This is a genomic window from Microbacterium sp. CCH5-D1, from assembly GCF_001557335.1.
Classification (GTDB): domain Bacteria; phylum Actinomycetota; class Actinomycetes; order Actinomycetales; family Microbacteriaceae; genus Microbacterium; species Microbacterium oxydans.
In genome coordinates, this window is record NZ_LSJW01000120.1 from 1 (window position 1) to 17,206 (window position 17,206).

The following is a 17,206-nucleotide window of genomic DNA, read 5'->3' on the forward strand; positions in this document are numbered from 1 at the left end:
GAAGAGGCCGGCGAGGGTCTTCTTGCCACGGCGGAGCACGGAGACCCCGCCGGTAAGCGAGCCCTGGACCGTCGCCGTCTCGTCGTCGACGCGTTCGCCGTCGAGCGTGACGCCGCCCTGCGTGATCGCGCGCCTCGCCTCGGACAGGCTCGACACGAGCCCCGTCGACACCAGGGCCTCGACCACCGGGGTGCCGGCGCCGACGGTCGCATTCGGCAGCTCCTCCAGAGCAGTGCGGAGCGTCTCGGCATCGAGCGTGGTCAGGTCTCCCTGTCCGAAGAGAGCCTCGGAAGCTGCGATCACGGCAGCTGTCGCCGCCACACCGTGCACGGTCGCCACAACTTCGAGCGCCAGCCTCTTCTGAGCGGCTCGGCGGAACGGCTCCGCGGCCACGAGCTCGGCGTACTCCTCGATCTCCGACCTGGTGAGGAATGTGAAGACCTTCAGACGTTCGATCACGTCGGAGTCCGCGGTGCTCAGCCAGAACTGGTACATCCGGTACGGGCTGCACATGTCGGCGTCGAGCCAGATGGCGTTGCCCTCGCTCTTGCCGAACTTCGTGCCGTCGCTGTTCGTGATGAGGGGTGTGCCGATGGCATGCACCGACGCCCCCTCGGCACGGCGGATGAGCTCGGTGCCGCTGGTGAGGTTGCCCCACTGATCCGAGCCGCCGGTCTGCAGCACGCAGTCGTACTGCCGGTACAGCTCGAGGAAGTCCATGCCCTGCAGGATCTGGTAGCTGAACTCGGTGTAGCTGATGCCCTCATCGGAGTTGAGTCGCGCCGCGACCGCATCCTTCTTGAGCATCGTGCCCACACGGAAGTACTTGCCGATCTCGCGCAGGAAGTCGATCGCGCTCAGCGGCGCCGTCCAGTCGAGGTTGTTCACGATGCGGGCGGCGTTCTCACCCTCGAAGCTGAGGTAGCGCTCGACCTGGGCACGCAGGCGTCCGACCCAGTCCTCGACCGTCTCCCGCGTGTTCAGCGTGCGCTCGGCCGTTGGACGAGGGTCGCCGATCAGACCGGTCGAGCCGCCGACGAGACCGAGCGGCTTGTGACCGGCGAGCTGGATGCGACGCAGCGTGAGCAGCTGCACGAGGTTTCCGAGGTGCAGACTCGCCGCCGTCGGATCGAAACCGCAGTAGTACGTGATCGGGTCTCCCGCGAGCAGGGCGCGCAGCGCCTCCTGGTCGGTGGACACATGGACCAGGCCACGCCACACGAGTTCGTCCCACACGTTCTCGAACGCGGGATCGATCGCCTGGGGTGCGGTCGTCAGATCGGGAGTTGACACGCGCTCCAGGCTATCAGCGCGGTACAGCCTCGAATTCCGTTCAGACAGGCGTGTCAAGACGGTCGAACTCCTGCGCCGTCAGCGAGATCGATGCCGCATCCATGGCGGCGTCCAACTGCTCTACTCTGCTTCCCCCGACGATGGGGCGGATCCCCCGTGCGAGCTGCCAGGCCAGCACGATCTGCCCTCTGCCGACTCCGCGAGCGGCGGCGATCTCCTCCAGCACCGCGAGCCGCCGCGTGGTCCCCGGGTGGTCGTACACCTCGGGTACCGGTTTGGCCTGGTTGTCATACGCCCCCGAGAGCAACGGCGTGTACGCCCACACCTCGATGCCGTTGTCTCGGGCGAAGTCCCGCTGCTCATCGCTGAGCACGCCGAAGGGATGCGCCACACCGGGTGGGAGGGTGCCCGGTCGGGTGCGCAGGTAGGTGCTGTTCAGCTGGAAGGCATCGATGGGGACGCTGCCGATCGACTTGGCGTGAGCGCGGGCGCGTTCGATGCGCCAGGCAGGATGGTTGGAGGCGCCGACACGGGTCACCGTGCCGGCGGACGTGAGCGCGGCCAGGGCGTCGACGGTGTCCTCGATCGCGACGGCGCGGTCCTCCTGGTGCAACCAGAGCAGGTCGATCCTGTCGACGCCGAGGCGATCGAGAATCCCCTCGACGGCGGCACCGATCGCGCGTGGCGAGAGCCCGGTCCGGTGTTCGGGCCAGGAGCCGGGCCACAGCGGCTCCGCTCCCACCTTGGTGGAGATGCGCACCTGCTGCCGGGCGCCTGGTCGTGCCGCGAGCCAGCGTCCGATGACTTCCTCCGACGCTCCCCCGTGTCCGCTCTCGCTCGCCCAGAAGCTGTAGCAGTCTGCCGTGTCGATCCAGGTGCCGCCTCGCTCGACGAAACGGTCGAGCAGGGCGAAGGAGGTGTCCTCGTCGACGAGCGTGCCGAAGGACATCGCGCCGAGGACGAGCGGGGATGCGGGTGCGTTCCGAGTGGTCATGACCTCACTGTGCAACCTGGAGCGCACTCCAGGTCAAGACCTATGCTCAGGAGATGACGACGTACACCCCGGCGGAGACCGCAGCGCGTTCCGGCTTCAGCATCGACACGCTCAGGTACTACGAACGGGAAGGCATCCTGCCCACGGTCACCCGCACCGCCGGCGGGCATCGCGCCTACACCGACGCCGACCTCGGGCTGCTCGACTTCCTCAAGTGCCTTCGCGAGACGGGCATGCCGGTCGAACGACTGCGCCGCTACGGACAGCTCTGTCGGAGCGAGGAGACGATCCCCGAACGGATCGCACTCCTCGAAGAGCATGCGGCGACAGTCGAACAGCAGCTCGCCGAGGTCCTCGCGCAGCAGCGACGCCTCGCGGAGAAGCTGGACTGGTATCGATCGCTGAGTTGAGGTCCCTCAGCTGTGCGCCGCCCACCAAACCAGGAAAGCGGCACCCAGCGCGATCACCCAGCTCACCAGACTGCCGACGAGGAAGTACTCGGCGCGGGCGCCGGTCTCGCCATCGCGGGAGATCTCGGGGAATCGGACGATGCCCTTCGCCGCGAGCATCGCGGCGAGGATCGGATACGCCGCGGCGAGCGTGAGGATGAGGACGAGGATGCGCTCCAGCGGTCCGATCAGTCGACCGCCTTTGAAGCCGCTGCGCGGATCGCGGGGTGCGGGTGCCGTCTCGGCACCCTCCTCCTCGACGGTGTCTGCCTGGACGGTGTCTGCTTCGGTGGTTCCTGTTTCCGCGGTTCCGGCCACGACAGGCGCTGCCTCCGCGGTCGGCATCGCCGGGTCACGGGGAAGCCACGTGTGCTCGCCATCGAGTGCCGCACGCACCACGAGGTTCGACGACTCGAGGAGGAAGACCCCGGCACCGAGCGCGAGCATGGCGAGATCGAACGGAACCTCCCCGAACGGCGACCGGAGGTGCCAGATCGCACCGATGAGACCGGAGTCGGAACGGGCGCCGAGCCAGACGACGGCTCCGACGCTCAGAACCGCGAGCAGGACGGCCGGCCAGAACCCCAGGGGCGCCGGACGCTCCGTCGGCATGCACCACACCCAGAGCGCGCCGACGACGAGGGCGAGCACCGTGGGAAGAAGGGCATCGCCGACGCTGCCGAGCAGGAGCAGGATGACGGCGATCACGAGATAGCCGACCCAGCGGCGGGGCGCGAACTGACGCACCAGATCGGCGGCGCCGACCGCCAGGAGGAGGAACCCCGCGACGATCATGCGCGCGCCCCTCGAAGCGCGGCTACGCCCTCGATGAGCGCAGCCGTTCCCGCACTGCGCAGCGACTTGGAGACGCTGGGCTGGGTGATGCCCTCTTCCGCAGCGAGTTCCTGCTGGGATCGACCGAGCAGACGACCGTAGGCGAGCCGTCGTTCCCGCTCGCTCATCGCCCCCACCAGCTCATCGCGGACGAGGAGGTAGGCGTTCGATGCCGCGATCGTGCTCTCCATGACCTCATCCTGCCCGGATGATCCGACAATCCACGACCGCGTGCGCGGCACGGCGCGACTCTCTCGCGCGTGCACGGTCTCGATCGCCGCTCTGGCCGCGTACCAGCCCGGTCCGTCGGCGAGTTCACCGTGCACGGACTCGACAGGGCGCACCTCCCCCACCCCGATGCCGAAGCGGAAGGCGACACCGTCCGGCAGCCGCAGCTGGATCATCAGGAGCGACACCATGGCGTCGGCCAGATCGAGATAGACACCCTGCTGCTCGTCGCCGACGGTGGGCGTGAGCGGCTGCGCCGCCAACGGGAGGTCTGCTTCGACGTCGGCTATGGTGTCGTCGAGCACGCGTTGCGCGGCTGTGCGATCGTCGAGACGACGAGAACCCACGATGTCTGCGAGTACCGCGATGACCATGGCATAACCATATCACGAATAATCCTCGACTTATGCGTCAATTGGTTATATCTTGAGATCATGCCTGAATCGCACATGATCCCCTGGTCCGACGGAACCTGGACCAACGCTCCGACCTCCCCCGCCGCGCTACCCGCCGGAACGACTCCGCTCGATGTCACCGCGGTGGAGAGCAGCGATGCCTGGCGGCACACCGCTTACGGCTTCGTGCACGACACCGAGCACGCCCTGCTCGCCCCGCTCGGGGTCGGCGAGGCCATGGAGGTCTCCTTCCGCGCACCGTGGGACGGCCAGTTCGACCAGGCAGGCGTCTTCGTGCGCATCGACGAGGAGCACTGGGTGAAGACGGGTCTCGAGTACGCCGACGGCCATCTGGGACTCGGCGCCGTGGTCACAGCCGGTGTCTCCGACTGGTCCGTCGGCCACGTCGACGAGTGGCTCGAGAACGAGATCACCGTGCGCGTCAGCCGCTGGGCGGATTCCCTGATCGTTCGCGCCCGCGCCGACGACGGCCCCTGGCGACTCGTCAGGGTCGCCCCATTCGACGGACAGGCAGCCGCGGCAGCCGGTCCGTTCCTCGCGGCACCGACCCGCGCCGGCCTCACCGTGCGCTTCACGCGCTGGGAACGGTCGGAGGCCGACGCCGACCTGCACTGAGCAGGCAGCGACGGCGGCCGCCTACGCCTCCGGTCAGAAGCCTCCGGTCAGATACCGAGGGCGTGGGCTGCTGCCTGTGCGCGCGCGACGAGTTCCGCGCGCTGCTCGGCGACCCGTTCCGGTGCGGTGCCGCCGATCCCGGTCCGCGACCCGACGGAGCCCTCGATCGTGAGGACCTCGCGCACCTCGGGCACGAGATGCGGCGACACCGAGAGCAGCAGCTCATCGGAAGCATCCTCCAGCCCGATCCCCCGCTCCTCGCACGCCCGCACGAGCGCACCGGAGATCTCGTGCGCATCCCGGAACGGCACGCGGCGCTTCACGAGCCACTCGGCGACATCGGTCGCAAGGGAGAACCCCTGAGGCGCGAGCGCCGCCATCCGTTCGGTGTCGAAACGCAGCGTCGCGATCATCCCGGCGAACGCGGGAAGCACCACCTCGAGGGTCTGCACCGAGTCGAAGACCGGCTCCTTGTCCTCCTGCAGGTCGCGGTTGTACGCGAGCGGGAGGCCCTTGAGGGTGGCGAGCAGGCCGGAAAGGTTTCCGATCAGACGCCCCGACTTGCCCCGAGCGAGCTCGGCGATGTCGGGGTTCTTCTTCTGCGGCATGATGCTCGAGCCCGTCGAGTAGCCGTCGTCGAGGGTGACGAAGCCGAACTCGCGGGTGTTCCAGAGGATGATCTCCTCGGACAGGCGCGAGATGTCGACGCCGGTCATCGCCGTGATGAAGGCGAACTCCGCCACGACATCGCGAGCCGCCGTGCCGTCGAGCGAGTTCTCCGCGGGGCGGTCGAGGCCCAGCTCGGTCGCCACGAGTGCGGGATCGAGCCCGAGGGTGGAACCGGCCAGCGCTCCGCCGCCGTACGGCGAGACACCGGCGCGACGACGCCAGTCCACGAGACGTTCGAGCTCACGCACCAGCGGCCACCCGTGCGCCTGCAGGTGGTGGGCGAGCAGCACCGGCTGTGCGTGCTGCAGATGCGTGCGGCCGGGAAGGATCGCCGTCGGATGAGCCTCGGCCTGAGCGACCAGGGCATCGATCACCCGGAGGATGTCGCGGGCGATCACTCGCGCATGGTCGATCAGGTACATGCGCACGAGCGTGGCGATCTGGTCGTTGCGGCTGCGACCGGCACGCAGCCGCCCGCCGAGCTCCGGCCCGAGCTCGACGATCAGCGCCTGCTCCAGCGCGCCGTGGACGTCCTCATCGGTCGGCACGGGGCGCAGAGTGCCGACGGCGACCTTGCGCGCGACCGCGTCCAGCCCCTCGTGCATCCGCCGCGCCTCGTCCGGTTCCAGGTACCCGGCCGCTTCGAGCGCGGTGGCGTGCGCGTGGGAGCCCGCGATGTCGTACGGAGCGAGGATCCAGTCGAAGTGGGTGGAACGGCTCAGCTCCACCAGTTCAGGCGAGGGCCCTGTGGCGAAGCGGGCGCCCCAGAGCGCGCCTTCGTTGGTGCCTTCGTGCGTCGCGTCGCTCATCACGCGTCCTTCTTGCCGAGGAGCCAGACCAGCAGCGCCTTCTGCGCGTGCAGGCGGTTCTCGGCCTCGTCCCAGACCACGCTCTGCGGACCGTCGATCACGCTGGAATCGACCTCGTAGCCGCGGTCTGCAGGGAGGCAGTGGATGAAGATCGCCTCAGGATCGGCCAGGGTCATCGTCTCCGGAGTGACCTTGTAGCCGCCGAGGTCGCGGATGCGTGCGAGCTTCTCCTCCTCCTTGCCCATCGACACCCAGGTGTCGGTCACGACGACGTCGGCACCGGCAGAGGCCTCGACCGGGTCGGTGAAGAGGGTGATCGACCCGCCGGTCTCGGCGGCGCGTCGATCGGCGGCCTCGATGACATCCGCACGAGGAGCGTAGTCCTCGGGCGACGCGATGCGCACGTGCATGCCCGCAGTCACACCGGCGAGCGCGTAGGAGTGCGCCATGTTGCTCTGCCCGTCTCCGAAGAACGTCAGCGTGAGCCCCTTCAGGTCGCCCTTGTGCTCGCGGATCGTGAGCAGGTCGGCGAGCAGCTGACACGGGTGGAAGTCATCCGACAGCGCATTGATGACCGGCACACGCGTACCTTCCGCCATCTCCTCGAGACCCGACTGCGCATACGTGCGCCACACGATGGCCGCGACCTGGCGCTCCAGGACGCGAGCGGTGTCGGACGGGGTCTCCTTGCCGCCGAGCTGGCTGCTCGCTGTCGAGATGATCAGCGGCGAACCGCCGAGGTCGGCGATCCCCACCGCGAACGAGACGCGGGTGCGCGTGGAGGACTTGTCGAAGATGACCGCGACGGTCTGGGGGCCGGCCAGGCTCTTGTCGGCCCACCGGTCCTTCTTCAGCTCGATCGCGAGATCGAGGATCTCGGCCTGCTCGGCGGGGGTCAGATCGTCGTCACGCAGCAGGTGGCGGGTCATGCGGATACCTTTCCGGCAGCAGAGGCCTGGACGTCGGCGAGCGAAGCCGTGAACAGCTCGCGGAACTCGGCGAGCTCGGCGTCGCCGATCGTGAGAGCCGGTGCGATGCGAACCGTCTCGGGGTTGGCGGCGTTGACGATGAGACCGCGCGCCTGGGCGGCCGCGACGACCTCACCGGCGACGGGCGCAGTCAGCGCCACGCCGATGAGCAGACCACGTCCGCGCACACGGTCGATCAGCGGCGAGTCGATGCCGAGCAGGATCTCGCGCAGCTCGGCACCACGACGGGCGGCGTTCTCGACCAGGCCGCCACTCTCGATCTCGGCCAGGACCGCGTCCGCGACCGCGGTCGCGAGCGGGTTGCCGCCGAAGGTGGAACCGTGGGATCCCGGGGTGAAGAGCGCACTGGCGCTGCCGAAGGTGACCAGCGCGCCGATCGGGAAGCCGCCGCCGATGCCCTTGGCGAGGGTGATCGCATCGGGGGTGATGCCCTCGTGGCTGAACCCGAACCATTCACCGGTACGACCGGCACCGGTCTGGATCTCGTCGACGATCAGCAGGGCGCCGTGAGCGAGGGTCAGCGAGCGCGCAGCGGCGAGATAACCCTCCGGCAGCTCGACCACTCCGGCCTCGCCCTGGATGGGCTCGACGATGATCGCGGCGACGCGGTCATCCATCGCGGCCTCGAGAGCCTCGATCGTGGCGGGAATGTGCTCGACCCCGGCGGGCATCGGCTCGAACGGCGCGCGCATCGAGACCTTGGCGGTGAGCGCGAGCGAGCCCATCGTACGACCGTGGAAGCCGTTCTCGAGAGCGAGGATGCGCGGCCGCTCGGAGCCGCCGTGCAGACGCGCGAGCTTGAACGCGGCCTCGTTGGCCTCGGCACCCGAGTTCGAGAAGAACACGCGACCGTCGATGCCGGCACCGGCCAGACGCTTCAGGCGTGCCGCGAGCGCGAGCTGGGGCGGGGTGGCGAAGTAGTTCGACACGTGCGCGAGCGTGGCCGCCTGCGTCGAGACCGCCTCGACGAAGGCCGGATGCGCGTGCCCGAGCGAGGTCACCGCGATGCCCGCGAGGAAGTCGAGGTGGCGTCGGCCGTCGGCATCCCACAGGTACGAGCCCTCACCGCGGACCAGCAGCGCGAGCCGCTCCCCCGCGTTGAGCACGAGATCGCGTGCCGCATCGTCCTGCCAGACGGTCATGCCGTCACCTCGTTCTTTCCCAGGACCACTTCGGTCCCGATTCCCTTGCTGGTGAAGAGTTCGACGAGCACCGAGTGCGGCACCCGCCCATCGATGATCGCCGCCGCGTCGACGCCGCCCTCGACCGCGTCGAGACAGGCCCGCATCTTCGGGATCATCCCCGACTCGAGCGTCGGAAGCATCTGGATGAGCGCATCCGACGTCAGATGGGAGACGAGCGAGTCGCGGTTGGGCCAGTCGGCATACAGCCCCGGCACGTCGGTCAGGATGACGAGCTTTCGCGCGTGCAACGAGACCGCGAGAGCGGCTGCCGCGGCATCCGCGTTGACGTTGAGCGACTGCCCGGGGTGATCGAGATCGGGCGCGATGCTCGACACCACCGGGATGCGCCCTGCGGCGAGGTGGTCGAGCACGGGCGTCGGATCGACCTCGACGACGTCGCCGACCCGACCGAGGTCGACTTCTTCGCCGTCGATCACGACACCACGACGGCGCCCTCCGAAGAGTCCGGCGTCCTCCCCGCTGAGGCCGGTCGCGATCGGGCCGTGCGAGTTGATCTTCGACACGAGCTGCGGGTTGACCTGACCGGTGAGCACCATGCGCACGACGCTGATCGCCTCGGTGTTGGTGACGCGGTAGCCGCCCTTGAACTCGCTCGGGATCTCGAGCCGCTGCAGCATGTTGGAGATCTGCGGCCCTCCACCATGCACCACGACCGGAAGCACCCCGACGTAGCGGAGGTAGGCGATGTCCTGGGCGAAGGCGTCCTGCAGCTCCTCCGACACCATGGCGTTGCCGCCGTACTTGATGACGACGATCTGGTCGCGGAACTTCTTCAGCCACGGCAGCGACTCGATGAGCGTCGTGGCCTTCTGCGCGGCGACGTCCGGCGTGGTGTCCTGGATGTCGGTCATGAGGCGTAGGCGCTGTTCTCGTGCACGTAGTCGTGGGTCAGGTCGTTCGTGAGCACCGTGGCCGTCGACTCCCCGACCTTGAGGTCGATCATGAGGTGCGTGGCGCGCGGGGTGAGGTCGACCTCTTCGCGGGGGCGGTCCGGACCACCCTGGCTGCAGACGCGCACGCCGTTCATCCAGACGTCGACGTCGTAGGGGTCGAACTGCGCATTCGTCGTTCCGATCGCCGCGAGCACCCGCCCCCAGTTCGGATCGTTGCCGAAGATCGCTGCCTTGAAGAGGTTGTTGCGCGCGACCGACCGGCCGACCTCGACGGCGTCCTGCTCGGTCACAGCATGCTGCACCTCGATCGTGATGTCGTGGCTCGCGCCCTCGGCATCACCCTGCAGCTTGACCGCGAGCTCCTGGGAGAGCTCGATGAGCGCGGCGGTGAAGTCGTCGAGGTCCGGCACGACCTCGGATGCCCCGTTGGCGAGGAGCGTGACTTGGTCGTTCGTCGACATGCAGCCGTCGGAATCGAGACGGTCGAACGTCTGCCCTGTCGCACGGCGCAGCGCCTTATCGGCCTGAAGCGGCTCGAGGACGGCATCGGTGGTGATCACCACGAGCATCGTGGCGAGTCCCGGCGCGAGCATGCCGGCGCCCTTCGCCATACCGCCGATCGTCCAGCCATCACGGCTGATCACGGCGGTCTTCGCAACGGTGTCGGTGGTCATGATGGCCTGTGCCGCGCTCTCCCCGCCGTCGGCGCTGAGCTCGGCGATCGCCTGCTCGGTGCCGGCCAGCACACGCGAGCGGAACGTCTCGTCCCCGGTGCCGATAAGACCGGTGGAGCAGATCAGCACATCCCCGGCGCTGACGCCGAGCAGTTCGGCCGCCTTCTCCGCCGTCTGGTGGGTGGTCTGGAACCCGAACGCGCCGGTGAAGCAGTTCGCACCGCCGGAGTTGAGCACCACGGCCTCGACGACCCGGTCGGCCACTGCCTGCTGCGACCAGATGATCGGGTTCGCCTTGGCGCGGTTGCTGGTGAAGACCGCGGCACCCACCTTGCGAGGTCCGCGGTTGACGACGACGGCGACATCGGGCTTCCCGGTCGACTTCAGCCCGGCGGCGACACCGGCCGCTTCGAATCCTGCGGGGGCGGTGACGCTCACGGCGCTACTCCGTTCACTGAGAGGGCGCGGGCTTCGGGAAGACCCAGCGCGATGTTCATGGATTGGACGGCAGCGCCGGCGGTGCCCTTGACGAGGTTGTCGACCGCGGTGACGACCGTGACCCGGTTCGCGGCCCGGTCGATCGCGAGGCCGATCAGCGCGGTGTTGGCTCCGAGCACGTCGGCCGTGCGGGGGAAGCGTCCCTCGGGCAGCAGCTGCACGAAGGTCTCGTCGCCATAGGCGCTCTGCCAGGCGTCACGGATCTGCGCATCCGTCGCACCGTCGACGATGGGTGCGGTGGACGTGGCGAGGATCCCGCGCGACATGGGCACCAGCACCGGCGTGAACGAGATCCGGATGCCGTCGGACTCCACCCCGGACGCCGCGGCGAGCGCCTGACGGATCTCGGGGATGTGTCTGTGGGTGCCGCCGACCGCATAGGGGTTGGCGGTGCCCAGGATCTCGCTGCCGAGCAGGTTCGTCTTGAGGCTCTTCCCCGCGCCGGACGGTCCGACGGCGAGCACGGAGACGATGTCGGAGGGGTCGATCACCCCGGAGGCCACACCGGGCGCGAGGCTGAGACTCACGGTGGAGGCATTGCATCCCGGCGCCGCGATGCGCGTGGCTCCACGGAGGTGCTCGCGCTGCTTGACCCCGTCGATGAGGAGCTCGGGCACACCGTAGGTCCACGGCTCGTGGAAGTCGCCGCCGTAGAACGCATCCCACGCCGAGGCGGACGTGAGTCGGTGGTCGGCGCCGGCATCGATCACGAGCGGGACATCGCCCAGCGCATCGGTGTACTGCCCCGACTGCCCGTGCGGCAAGGCGAGGAACACGATGTCGTGGCCGGCCAGGATCTCCGGTGTCGTGTCCTGCAGCGTGAGGTGTGCGAGTGAGCGCAGGTGCGGCTGGTGGTCGACGAGAGGCTGCCCGGCGTTCGAATGCGCCGTGACGGTGCGGATCTCCATGTCGGGATGGGCGGCCAGGAGGCGCAGAATCTCGCCGCCTGCGTAGCCGGATGCGCCGGAGACGGCGACGGAATACGTCATGCTTCTACCTTAACGGTCAGGCCCTCGAGGAAATCGGGACCGTGGACGGGGCCGGAGGCGGCGACACCGGCACTCGACCGCCGTGCGCGCACGGGCAGAAGGGCGGGGTCGCCTACAGTCGGCGGCCGCGGCGTCGGCGCACAGCGATGACGCTCGGAGCGAGCGTCGGAGAAGCGGTGGCGGCCGAAGGCATGTCGCGACAGTAGCGCGGCCTCGGCTGCCACCGCAAATCCGGTTCGTCATCTGCGGGGTGAGGGCTCCAGCGGTGCGGCGAAGAAGGCGAGTTCGTGGGCACTCGAGACCTCGAAGACGTGGCGCATCCTGGCGCGGGTCGCGGCATCAGCCGTTGCCGCCGCTTCGGAGGCGTAGGCGATCGCCGTCTCGGTCGCCTCTTCGAACGCGGGATCGGCGTAGGTCGCCAGCCACGAGGCGTAGGGGTGCTGGGGATCCTGCGCGTACTGACCGAAGGCCCCGGCGTGCAGGCGTCGGCCGAGGTCGGTGTAGAGCCAGAAGCACGGGAGGACGGCCGCGACGATCTCGGCGTAGTCCCCACCGAACGCGACAGAGCGCAGGTGATCGAGGTAGGCGGTGGTGGCCGCCCCCGGCTCGGCGGAGAACGTGTCCGCGCTCACCCCCTGCGTCGGAGTCAACCACGACGCGTGCAGCTCGAGCTCGCCCACGATCGAACCGCGTGCCGACTCCGCCCAGAACGCCTGCTCATCGGATGTCGGCGCGAGCCGGGACGCTTCCGCGAGCACACGGGCGTACTCGCGCAGGTACAGCGCGTCCTGGGCGAGATAGGACAGGAACGGTCCGCGCTCCAGCGTCCCGTCGGCGAGCGTGCGGATGAAGGGCAGCTCGTCGATCGCGGTGCGGATCTCCCTGATGTCGTGCCACCAGTCCGCCGCGATGTCGTCCGCGACCGGACGGGCCTCTGTTCCCGCCCGTTCCCAGAGTCCGGAGAAGTGGTTGATCGGCCCGTGCCCACCGCCGACGCGCAACGCGTCCCCCGCCCGCAGGGCTTCGCGAAGCCAGATGCGCGCGGCGCCGACGGCCGCTTCTGCGTCGTGCCCCCGCGCGAGCAGGGTCGCGAGCGCGGACGACAGCGAGCAGCCGGTGCCATGGGTGTTTCCGGTCGTGATCCGTCGTCCTGGAAAGTCTCTGCGCAGACCGCGCGCCGCGTCGACCAACGCATCGGGGGCCTCATCCCCGACGAGATGGCCGCCCTTGACCAGGACGGCCGCATCGATCCGGGCGGACAGCTCGTGCGCCGCGGAGATGGCATCCTCCCAGTCGGCGATCTCCCGACCGGCGAGCACCGCGAGTTCGGCGAGATTCGGAGTGACCAGAGTCGCCCGCGCGAGGAGTCCGTGCAGTGCTCGCTCCGCCTCCGGATCCAGCAGCCGGTCGCCGGAGGTCGCGACCATGACGGGATCGAGCACCACGACAGGCGGGCGCACACGGTCGAGCCACGGCCCCACTGCGCGGATGACCTCGGCGTCGGCGAGCATCCCGATCTTCACGGCGTCGATCACGATGTCGTCCGACACAGCATCGAGCTGCGCGCGGAGGAAGTCGACCGGCGGCACGTGCACAGCGCGCACGCCCTGCGTGTTCTGCGCGGTCAGCGCCGTGAGCACAGCCATCCCGTACCCGCCGTTCGCGGCGATGGACTTGAGGTCGGCCTGGATGCCCGCACCTCCGGACGGGTCGCTCCCGGCGATGCTGAGCACTCGCGGTACGATGCCGGAGCGCCAGCGTCGCAGGAACCGCGTCGCTACGGCGGCCGGATCGTCGGCGGCACACAGCGCCGAGACCACGGCCACCCCCGCCGCACCGGCATCGCGAAGGGCCTCGGTGTCGTCGATGCCGACGCCGCCGATCGCCACGCACGGGAGCGGGCTGTTCCGGACGATGTCGCGAAAGCCCTCCACCCCGAGCGGGACGGGGTGATCCGGCTTCGTGAGGGTGGGACGGATGACGCCGACCCCGAGGTAGTCGACCGTCCCGGCCGGGAGGGCCCGCACCGCGTCGAGGTGCGCGGCAGTGTTGGCGGTGAGGCCGATCAACGCGTCGGGTCCGAGTGCCTCACGGGCGCGCAGCACCGAGGCGTCGCCCTGACCGAGGTGCACGCCATCGACCCTGGCTCCACGCTCACGAGCAGCCATGGCCGCGCCCAGCCGATCGTTCACCACGAGCAGCGCCCGACCGTCGATCGCCTGCGACAGCGCGACCAGCTGTTCGACCGTCTCCTCGTCGGTCGCCTCTTTGTCGCGCAGCTGCACGATGCGCACCCCGCCTTCCACCGCGTGCCGGACGGTCTCGACGACGCCCCGGTCTCCGCACAGCTCCGCATCCGTGACGAGGTAGAGCGAGAGGTCGGCGTTCACAGCGCACCTCCTTCGACGCGGGCACGGACCCTGATGTCGGCGGAGTCCACGGCGGCGAGCGCATCCAGCAGCGCGACGGCGAAGCTCCCCGGCCCGGTGGACCGCTCCGCTGCCTGCTCCGCCGCGATCGTGTACACGAGGCTCGCCGACGCGACCGCCGTGAGCGCGTCGTGCCCTGTCGCCCGCGCGGCGCCGAGGAAGGCCGCCATCACCGCGCCCAGAGCACAACCGCCGCCCGTGGCCCTCGTGAGCAGCTCGTGCCCGTTGGACAACCGCAGCACGCGTTCCCCGTCGGTGAGCAGATCGATCGGGCCGGACACGGCCACCACACCGCGTGTCGTCCGAGCCAGCGCCGATGCGGCCTCAGCCGCGGACTCGGTGCTGTCGGTGGAATCCACACCCCGCCCACCGGCGCTGAGCCCCGCGAGAGCCAGCACCTCCGAGGCGTTGCCGCGGATCGCGGTCGGACGCTGCTCGACGAGCTGACGCGCGAGTGCGGTGCGCACCGGGAGCGCACCGACCGCGACGGGGTCGAGCACCCAGGGCGTACCGGCTGCCCTCGCACCGGTGACGGCTTCCAGAGCCGCCGCGCGCTGCTCCGGGGTGGGCGTCCCCAGGTTGACCAGCATCCCCGAGGCGACACCGGCGAACATGCCGGCCTCACCGACGATGTCGACCATGGCGGGAGCAGCCCCGAGCGCCAGCAGCACGTTGGCGGTGAAGCCGGTGACCACGGCATTGGTGATGCAGTGCGTCAGCGGTGGCGCCTCACGCAACACCCCCAGCAGCACCGCAGCCTTTTCGGCGAGATCGTGGGTGGAATCAGGACGCAGAAGATCGCTCATCGCGACATCCCTTCGCTAGTACGAACTAGATCAGGTTCGACGGGTCTGTTCTCAGCCGCGGATCGCGGCACCCCGTGTCACTGTCCGCAGTCTATCGATCGGCCAGCAGCGCCCGCTCCTGCGCCCGCGTGAGCCCGGCACGTCGTTCGCGGTCGAGTCCGCGCTCCCGTTCGTCGGCGAGCACGCGCTCGATCGTGTCGACGAGCGGACGGAGCGTCCCACCGGTCTCATGGAATGCCGCGTTCGAGCGGGTCATGAATCCCGTCATCTCGGGCGGGAGCCACAGCGGCAGGGAGCGCGGGCCGGCCCAGTGGTCCACGTCATGCGCGATGAGCCACTCCTCGTCCGCGACGACGGTCGCCCCGGTGTGCCCGGATGCAGCGCGGACCATCCGCAGCACATCCGCGAGAGGCCTCTCGTCGCCGACGGCGTTGACGGCTCCGCTGCCTCGCGCGGTGACGATGTACTCCGCCAGATCGTCGACGTCGATCAACTGAGCGCTCCGCCCGTCCAGCGGGGGCAGCAGCACGGCGTCAGCGTCGGCACGAGCGAACGCGGCACTCCAGTAGCCGAAGCGGTCGCTCGGGTCTCCGCCGCCCACGATCAGGCCGGGACGCACCACGAGTGCCCGCTCCCCCAATCGGGCGACGGAGTCCTCGGCGGCGACCTTCTGCGCCGCGTACTCGTACTCGTCGCCGAGAACCGCCGCCGGGTGTCGTGGAGCCGATTCGTCCGCACCGACCGTCTCGTCATCGGAGTACACCGACACGGATGACACGTACGTCCATCGTGCCGCTCGATCGCCCAGCATCTCGACTGCCCGATCGACATGCGCCGCCTGGGAGGAGATGTCGACGACGTGGTCCCACTCCCGTCGTGCGAGGTCGGCGTAGGTCGAAGCCTCCTCGCGATCGCCACGCACCAGGACCGTTCCCTCCGGCGCGGGCCGTGTGCCTCGAGCGAGGCAGGTGACCGTGGCTCCGTGGTCGCGCCAGTGACCGGCGATGCGCCCGGAGAGCCACCCGGTGCCGCCCAGGATCAGAACATCCGTCATGGTGTGCCTGCACCCAACCGGTCAAGGCCTGCCAGCACCGGAACCGTCCAGGCGGGGTCGGGCCGCCAGCGGGTCCACGCGGAGTCGAACGGCCAGTCGTCGGCCTCGAACGACGCGATGGCCGCGTCCGCGTGCCGCTCGATCTGCGCGGCCTGCTCGGAGCTGAGCCGTCCCTGGGCGATCGCGGCGACGAGCTCATCCTCGTCCTTGAGGTGGATGCCGCCCGCCGGATCGATCTCGACGTCGAGGATATGGTCGGACGAGAAGGTGTCCCGGTCTGTCCGCAGATGCGCGTTCTCGAGATTCACGTACCACCCGGAGAACGCCCAGTCCGGCCCGGTGGTGTCGCCCCAGAACAGCCAGATCGACCACGGCATCCCCGCAGGGGCGATGCACAGCACCCCGTTGCCCCGCCAGCGCTCCACGATGCGCGTCCGCGGCTCGAGCCAGCGCCGGGCGAGAGGCACTTCCCGCACGCGCTGACCGTCGCTGGATCCCGGCGCCTCCTGGAGGGTCCCCGGAGCGAGCCAGGCCACGAGACCGCGCTCATCATCGCGTACCACCCGCATCGGCGAGATCCTGGACGGCTCTCCCGGCTGCCACCCCGGCTTCCGATAATGCCAGTCGATCTGTGCGCCGGGCTCGAGGAACGGTCCCTCGCCGAGCGGTCGCGCCCCGTCGGGGACGGCGGCCGGAGTGCCCTGGGGGAGGATTCTCATCCCGCCACGGTACTCCGGCGACGGCCCGGATCGTCCGAGCGACGACACGGTCCGCCTCACACCGCGGATCGATCCTCAGTCGCGCAGCGTCGCTCCGAAGCGCTGCGCAGCGACCTCGACTCCGGCGAGCTTGGCTTCCGTGGCCTCCGCCGCGGTGAGGGTGCGGTCATCCGCCCGGAACCTCAGTGCGAAGGTCAGGCTCTTGGAACCCTCCGGAACGCCCTCTCCGCGGTAGTCGTCGACGAGGCGCACCGACTCCAGCAGCGTGCCCGCACCTTCGGCGAGGGCGGCCTGCACATCCGCGGCGGGGACCCCGGCCGGAACCAGGAGCGACACGTCCTGCGTAGCGGCGGGGAACGTCGACAGCGAAGCCGCGACGACCCGTCCGCCGGCAAGCGACAGGATGCGGTCGAGGTCGAGCTCGAACACGGTCGCGCGCCCGGGAAGATCGGCCCCCTCGGCGACAGCGGGGTGCAGCTCGCCGACGTATCCGACCTCTTCGCCTGCCACCAGGAGCGACCCGGTGCGCCCCGGGTGGAGGGCGGCGCGTTCGGCCTGGAGCACGTCGATGTCGACCCCGGCGGCTGCCGCGATCACACGGACCGCGTCCAGAGCCTCCACGAGGCCGGCGGCCTCGGCGGGG

The 17,206-nt window shown here is 69.6% G+C and carries 16 protein-coding genes, 1 pseudogene and 1 riboswitch; of the genes and pseudogenes, 2 read left to right on the forward strand and 15 right to left on the reverse strand.

Annotated elements, in window-relative coordinates; translation table 11 throughout:
* Both tyrS and AX744_RS07715 read right to left on the reverse strand, forming a co-directional pair.
* The coding region (tyrS, locus tag AX744_RS07710; protein ID WP_197429183.1) for a tyrosine--tRNA ligase at positions 1–1,293 on the reverse strand (1,293 nt) is incomplete at its 3' end.
* Positions 1,294–1,333: 40 nt separating this feature from the next.
* Positions 1,334–2,287: an aldo/keto reductase gene (locus AX744_RS07715; protein ID WP_061016145.1), complete on the reverse strand. Its 954-nt coding sequence runs from the start codon at positions 2,285–2,287 to the stop codon at positions 1,334–1,336.
* 53 nt (positions 2,288–2,340) lie between these two features.
* Here AX744_RS07715 and AX744_RS07720 point away from each other — a divergent pair, with 53 nt between their 5' ends.
* Positions 2,341–2,697 (forward strand): MerR family transcriptional regulator, encoded by a 357-nt coding sequence (locus AX744_RS07720; RefSeq protein ID WP_058632227.1) that lies wholly within the window; start codon positions 2,341–2,343, stop codon positions 2,695–2,697.
* Positions 2,698–2,703: 6 nt separating this feature from the next.
* Here AX744_RS07720 and AX744_RS07725 read toward each other — a convergent pair whose 3' ends face one another.
* Positions 2,704–3,531 carry a hypothetical protein gene (locus AX744_RS07725; protein WP_061016147.1) on the reverse strand — a complete coding sequence of 276 codons (828 nt, stop codon included), beginning with the start codon at positions 3,529–3,531 and terminating at the stop codon, positions 2,704–2,706.
* The gene (locus tag AX744_RS07730) at positions 3,528–4,172 is read right to left on the reverse strand and encodes a SatD family protein (protein WP_046749038.1); all 645 of its coding nucleotides are present in this window, start codon (positions 4,170–4,172) and stop codon (positions 3,528–3,530) included. The genes AX744_RS07725 and AX744_RS07730 overlap by 4 nt, the downstream gene beginning before the upstream one ends.
* Before the next feature lie 60 nt (positions 4,173–4,232).
* Between AX744_RS07730 and AX744_RS07735 the strand changes: the two genes are divergently transcribed.
* On the forward strand, positions 4,233–4,829 hold the full coding sequence (locus AX744_RS07735) for a DUF1349 domain-containing protein (RefSeq protein WP_061016148.1): 597 nt from the start codon (positions 4,233–4,235) through the stop codon (positions 4,827–4,829).
* A 47-nt stretch (positions 4,830–4,876) separates the two neighbouring features.
* Here the strand turns inward: AX744_RS07735 and argH are convergent, their stop codons facing one another.
* The 11 genes and pseudogenes from argH to AX744_RS07790 all read right to left on the reverse strand — a co-directional run.
* On the reverse strand, positions 4,877–6,307 hold the full coding sequence (gene argH / locus AX744_RS07740) for an argininosuccinate lyase (RefSeq protein ID WP_061016150.1): 1,431 nt from the start codon (positions 6,305–6,307) through the stop codon (positions 4,877–4,879).
* Entirely contained in the window at positions 6,307–7,236 is a 930-nt protein-coding gene (gene argF / locus AX744_RS07745; protein ID WP_058632223.1) for an ornithine carbamoyltransferase, read from the reverse strand. Before argF ends, argH begins: the two co-directional genes overlap by 1 nt.
* The gene (locus AX744_RS07750) at positions 7,233–8,438 is read right to left on the reverse strand and encodes an acetylornithine transaminase (protein WP_061016152.1); all 1,206 of its coding nucleotides are present in this window, start codon (positions 8,436–8,438) and stop codon (positions 7,233–7,235) included. Before AX744_RS07750 ends, argF begins: the two co-directional genes overlap by 4 nt.
* Complete coding sequence (gene argB, locus AX744_RS07755; protein ID WP_045263191.1) at positions 8,435–9,352, reverse strand: acetylglutamate kinase; 918 nt, start codon at positions 9,350–9,352, stop codon at positions 8,435–8,437. The genes AX744_RS07750 and argB overlap by 4 nt, the downstream gene beginning before the upstream one ends.
* A complete protein-coding gene (gene argJ / locus AX744_RS07760) occupies positions 9,349–10,506 on the reverse strand; it encodes a bifunctional glutamate N-acetyltransferase/amino-acid acetyltransferase ArgJ (protein WP_061016154.1) in 1,158 nt (385 codons plus the stop codon). Before argJ ends, argB begins: the two co-directional genes overlap by 4 nt.
* Entirely contained in the window at positions 10,503–11,555 is a 1,053-nt protein-coding gene (gene argC, locus AX744_RS07765) for an N-acetyl-gamma-glutamyl-phosphate reductase (RefSeq protein WP_058632221.1), read from the reverse strand. The genes argJ and argC overlap by 4 nt, the downstream gene beginning before the upstream one ends.
* A 239-nt stretch (positions 11,556–11,794) precedes the next feature.
* Complete coding sequence (locus AX744_RS07770) at positions 11,795–13,945, reverse strand: bifunctional hydroxymethylpyrimidine kinase/phosphomethylpyrimidine kinase (protein ID WP_061016157.1); 2,151 nt, start codon at positions 13,943–13,945, stop codon at positions 11,795–11,797.
* A complete protein-coding gene (gene thiM, locus AX744_RS07775; RefSeq protein ID WP_061016164.1) occupies positions 13,942–14,790 on the reverse strand; it encodes a hydroxyethylthiazole kinase in 849 nt (282 codons plus the stop codon). The genes AX744_RS07770 and thiM overlap by 4 nt, the downstream gene beginning before the upstream one ends.
* Positions 14,781–14,875: riboswitch (TPP riboswitch) on the reverse strand. It overlaps the preceding gene by 10 nt.
* Positions 14,876–14,881: 6 nt before the next feature.
* The gene (locus tag AX744_RS07780) at positions 14,882–15,844 is read right to left on the reverse strand and encodes an NAD-dependent epimerase/dehydratase family protein (protein ID WP_061016158.1); all 963 of its coding nucleotides are present in this window, start codon (positions 15,842–15,844) and stop codon (positions 14,882–14,884) included.
* On the reverse strand, positions 15,841–16,563 hold the full coding sequence (locus tag AX744_RS07785) for a DUF402 domain-containing protein (protein WP_061016160.1): 723 nt from the start codon (positions 16,561–16,563) through the stop codon (positions 15,841–15,843). The genes AX744_RS07780 and AX744_RS07785 overlap by 4 nt, the downstream gene beginning before the upstream one ends.
* A gap of 75 nt (positions 16,564–16,638) precedes the next feature.
* Positions 16,639–17,206 (reverse strand): annotated as a pseudogene (locus tag AX744_RS07790) (phenylalanine--tRNA ligase subunit beta); the annotation flags it as partial.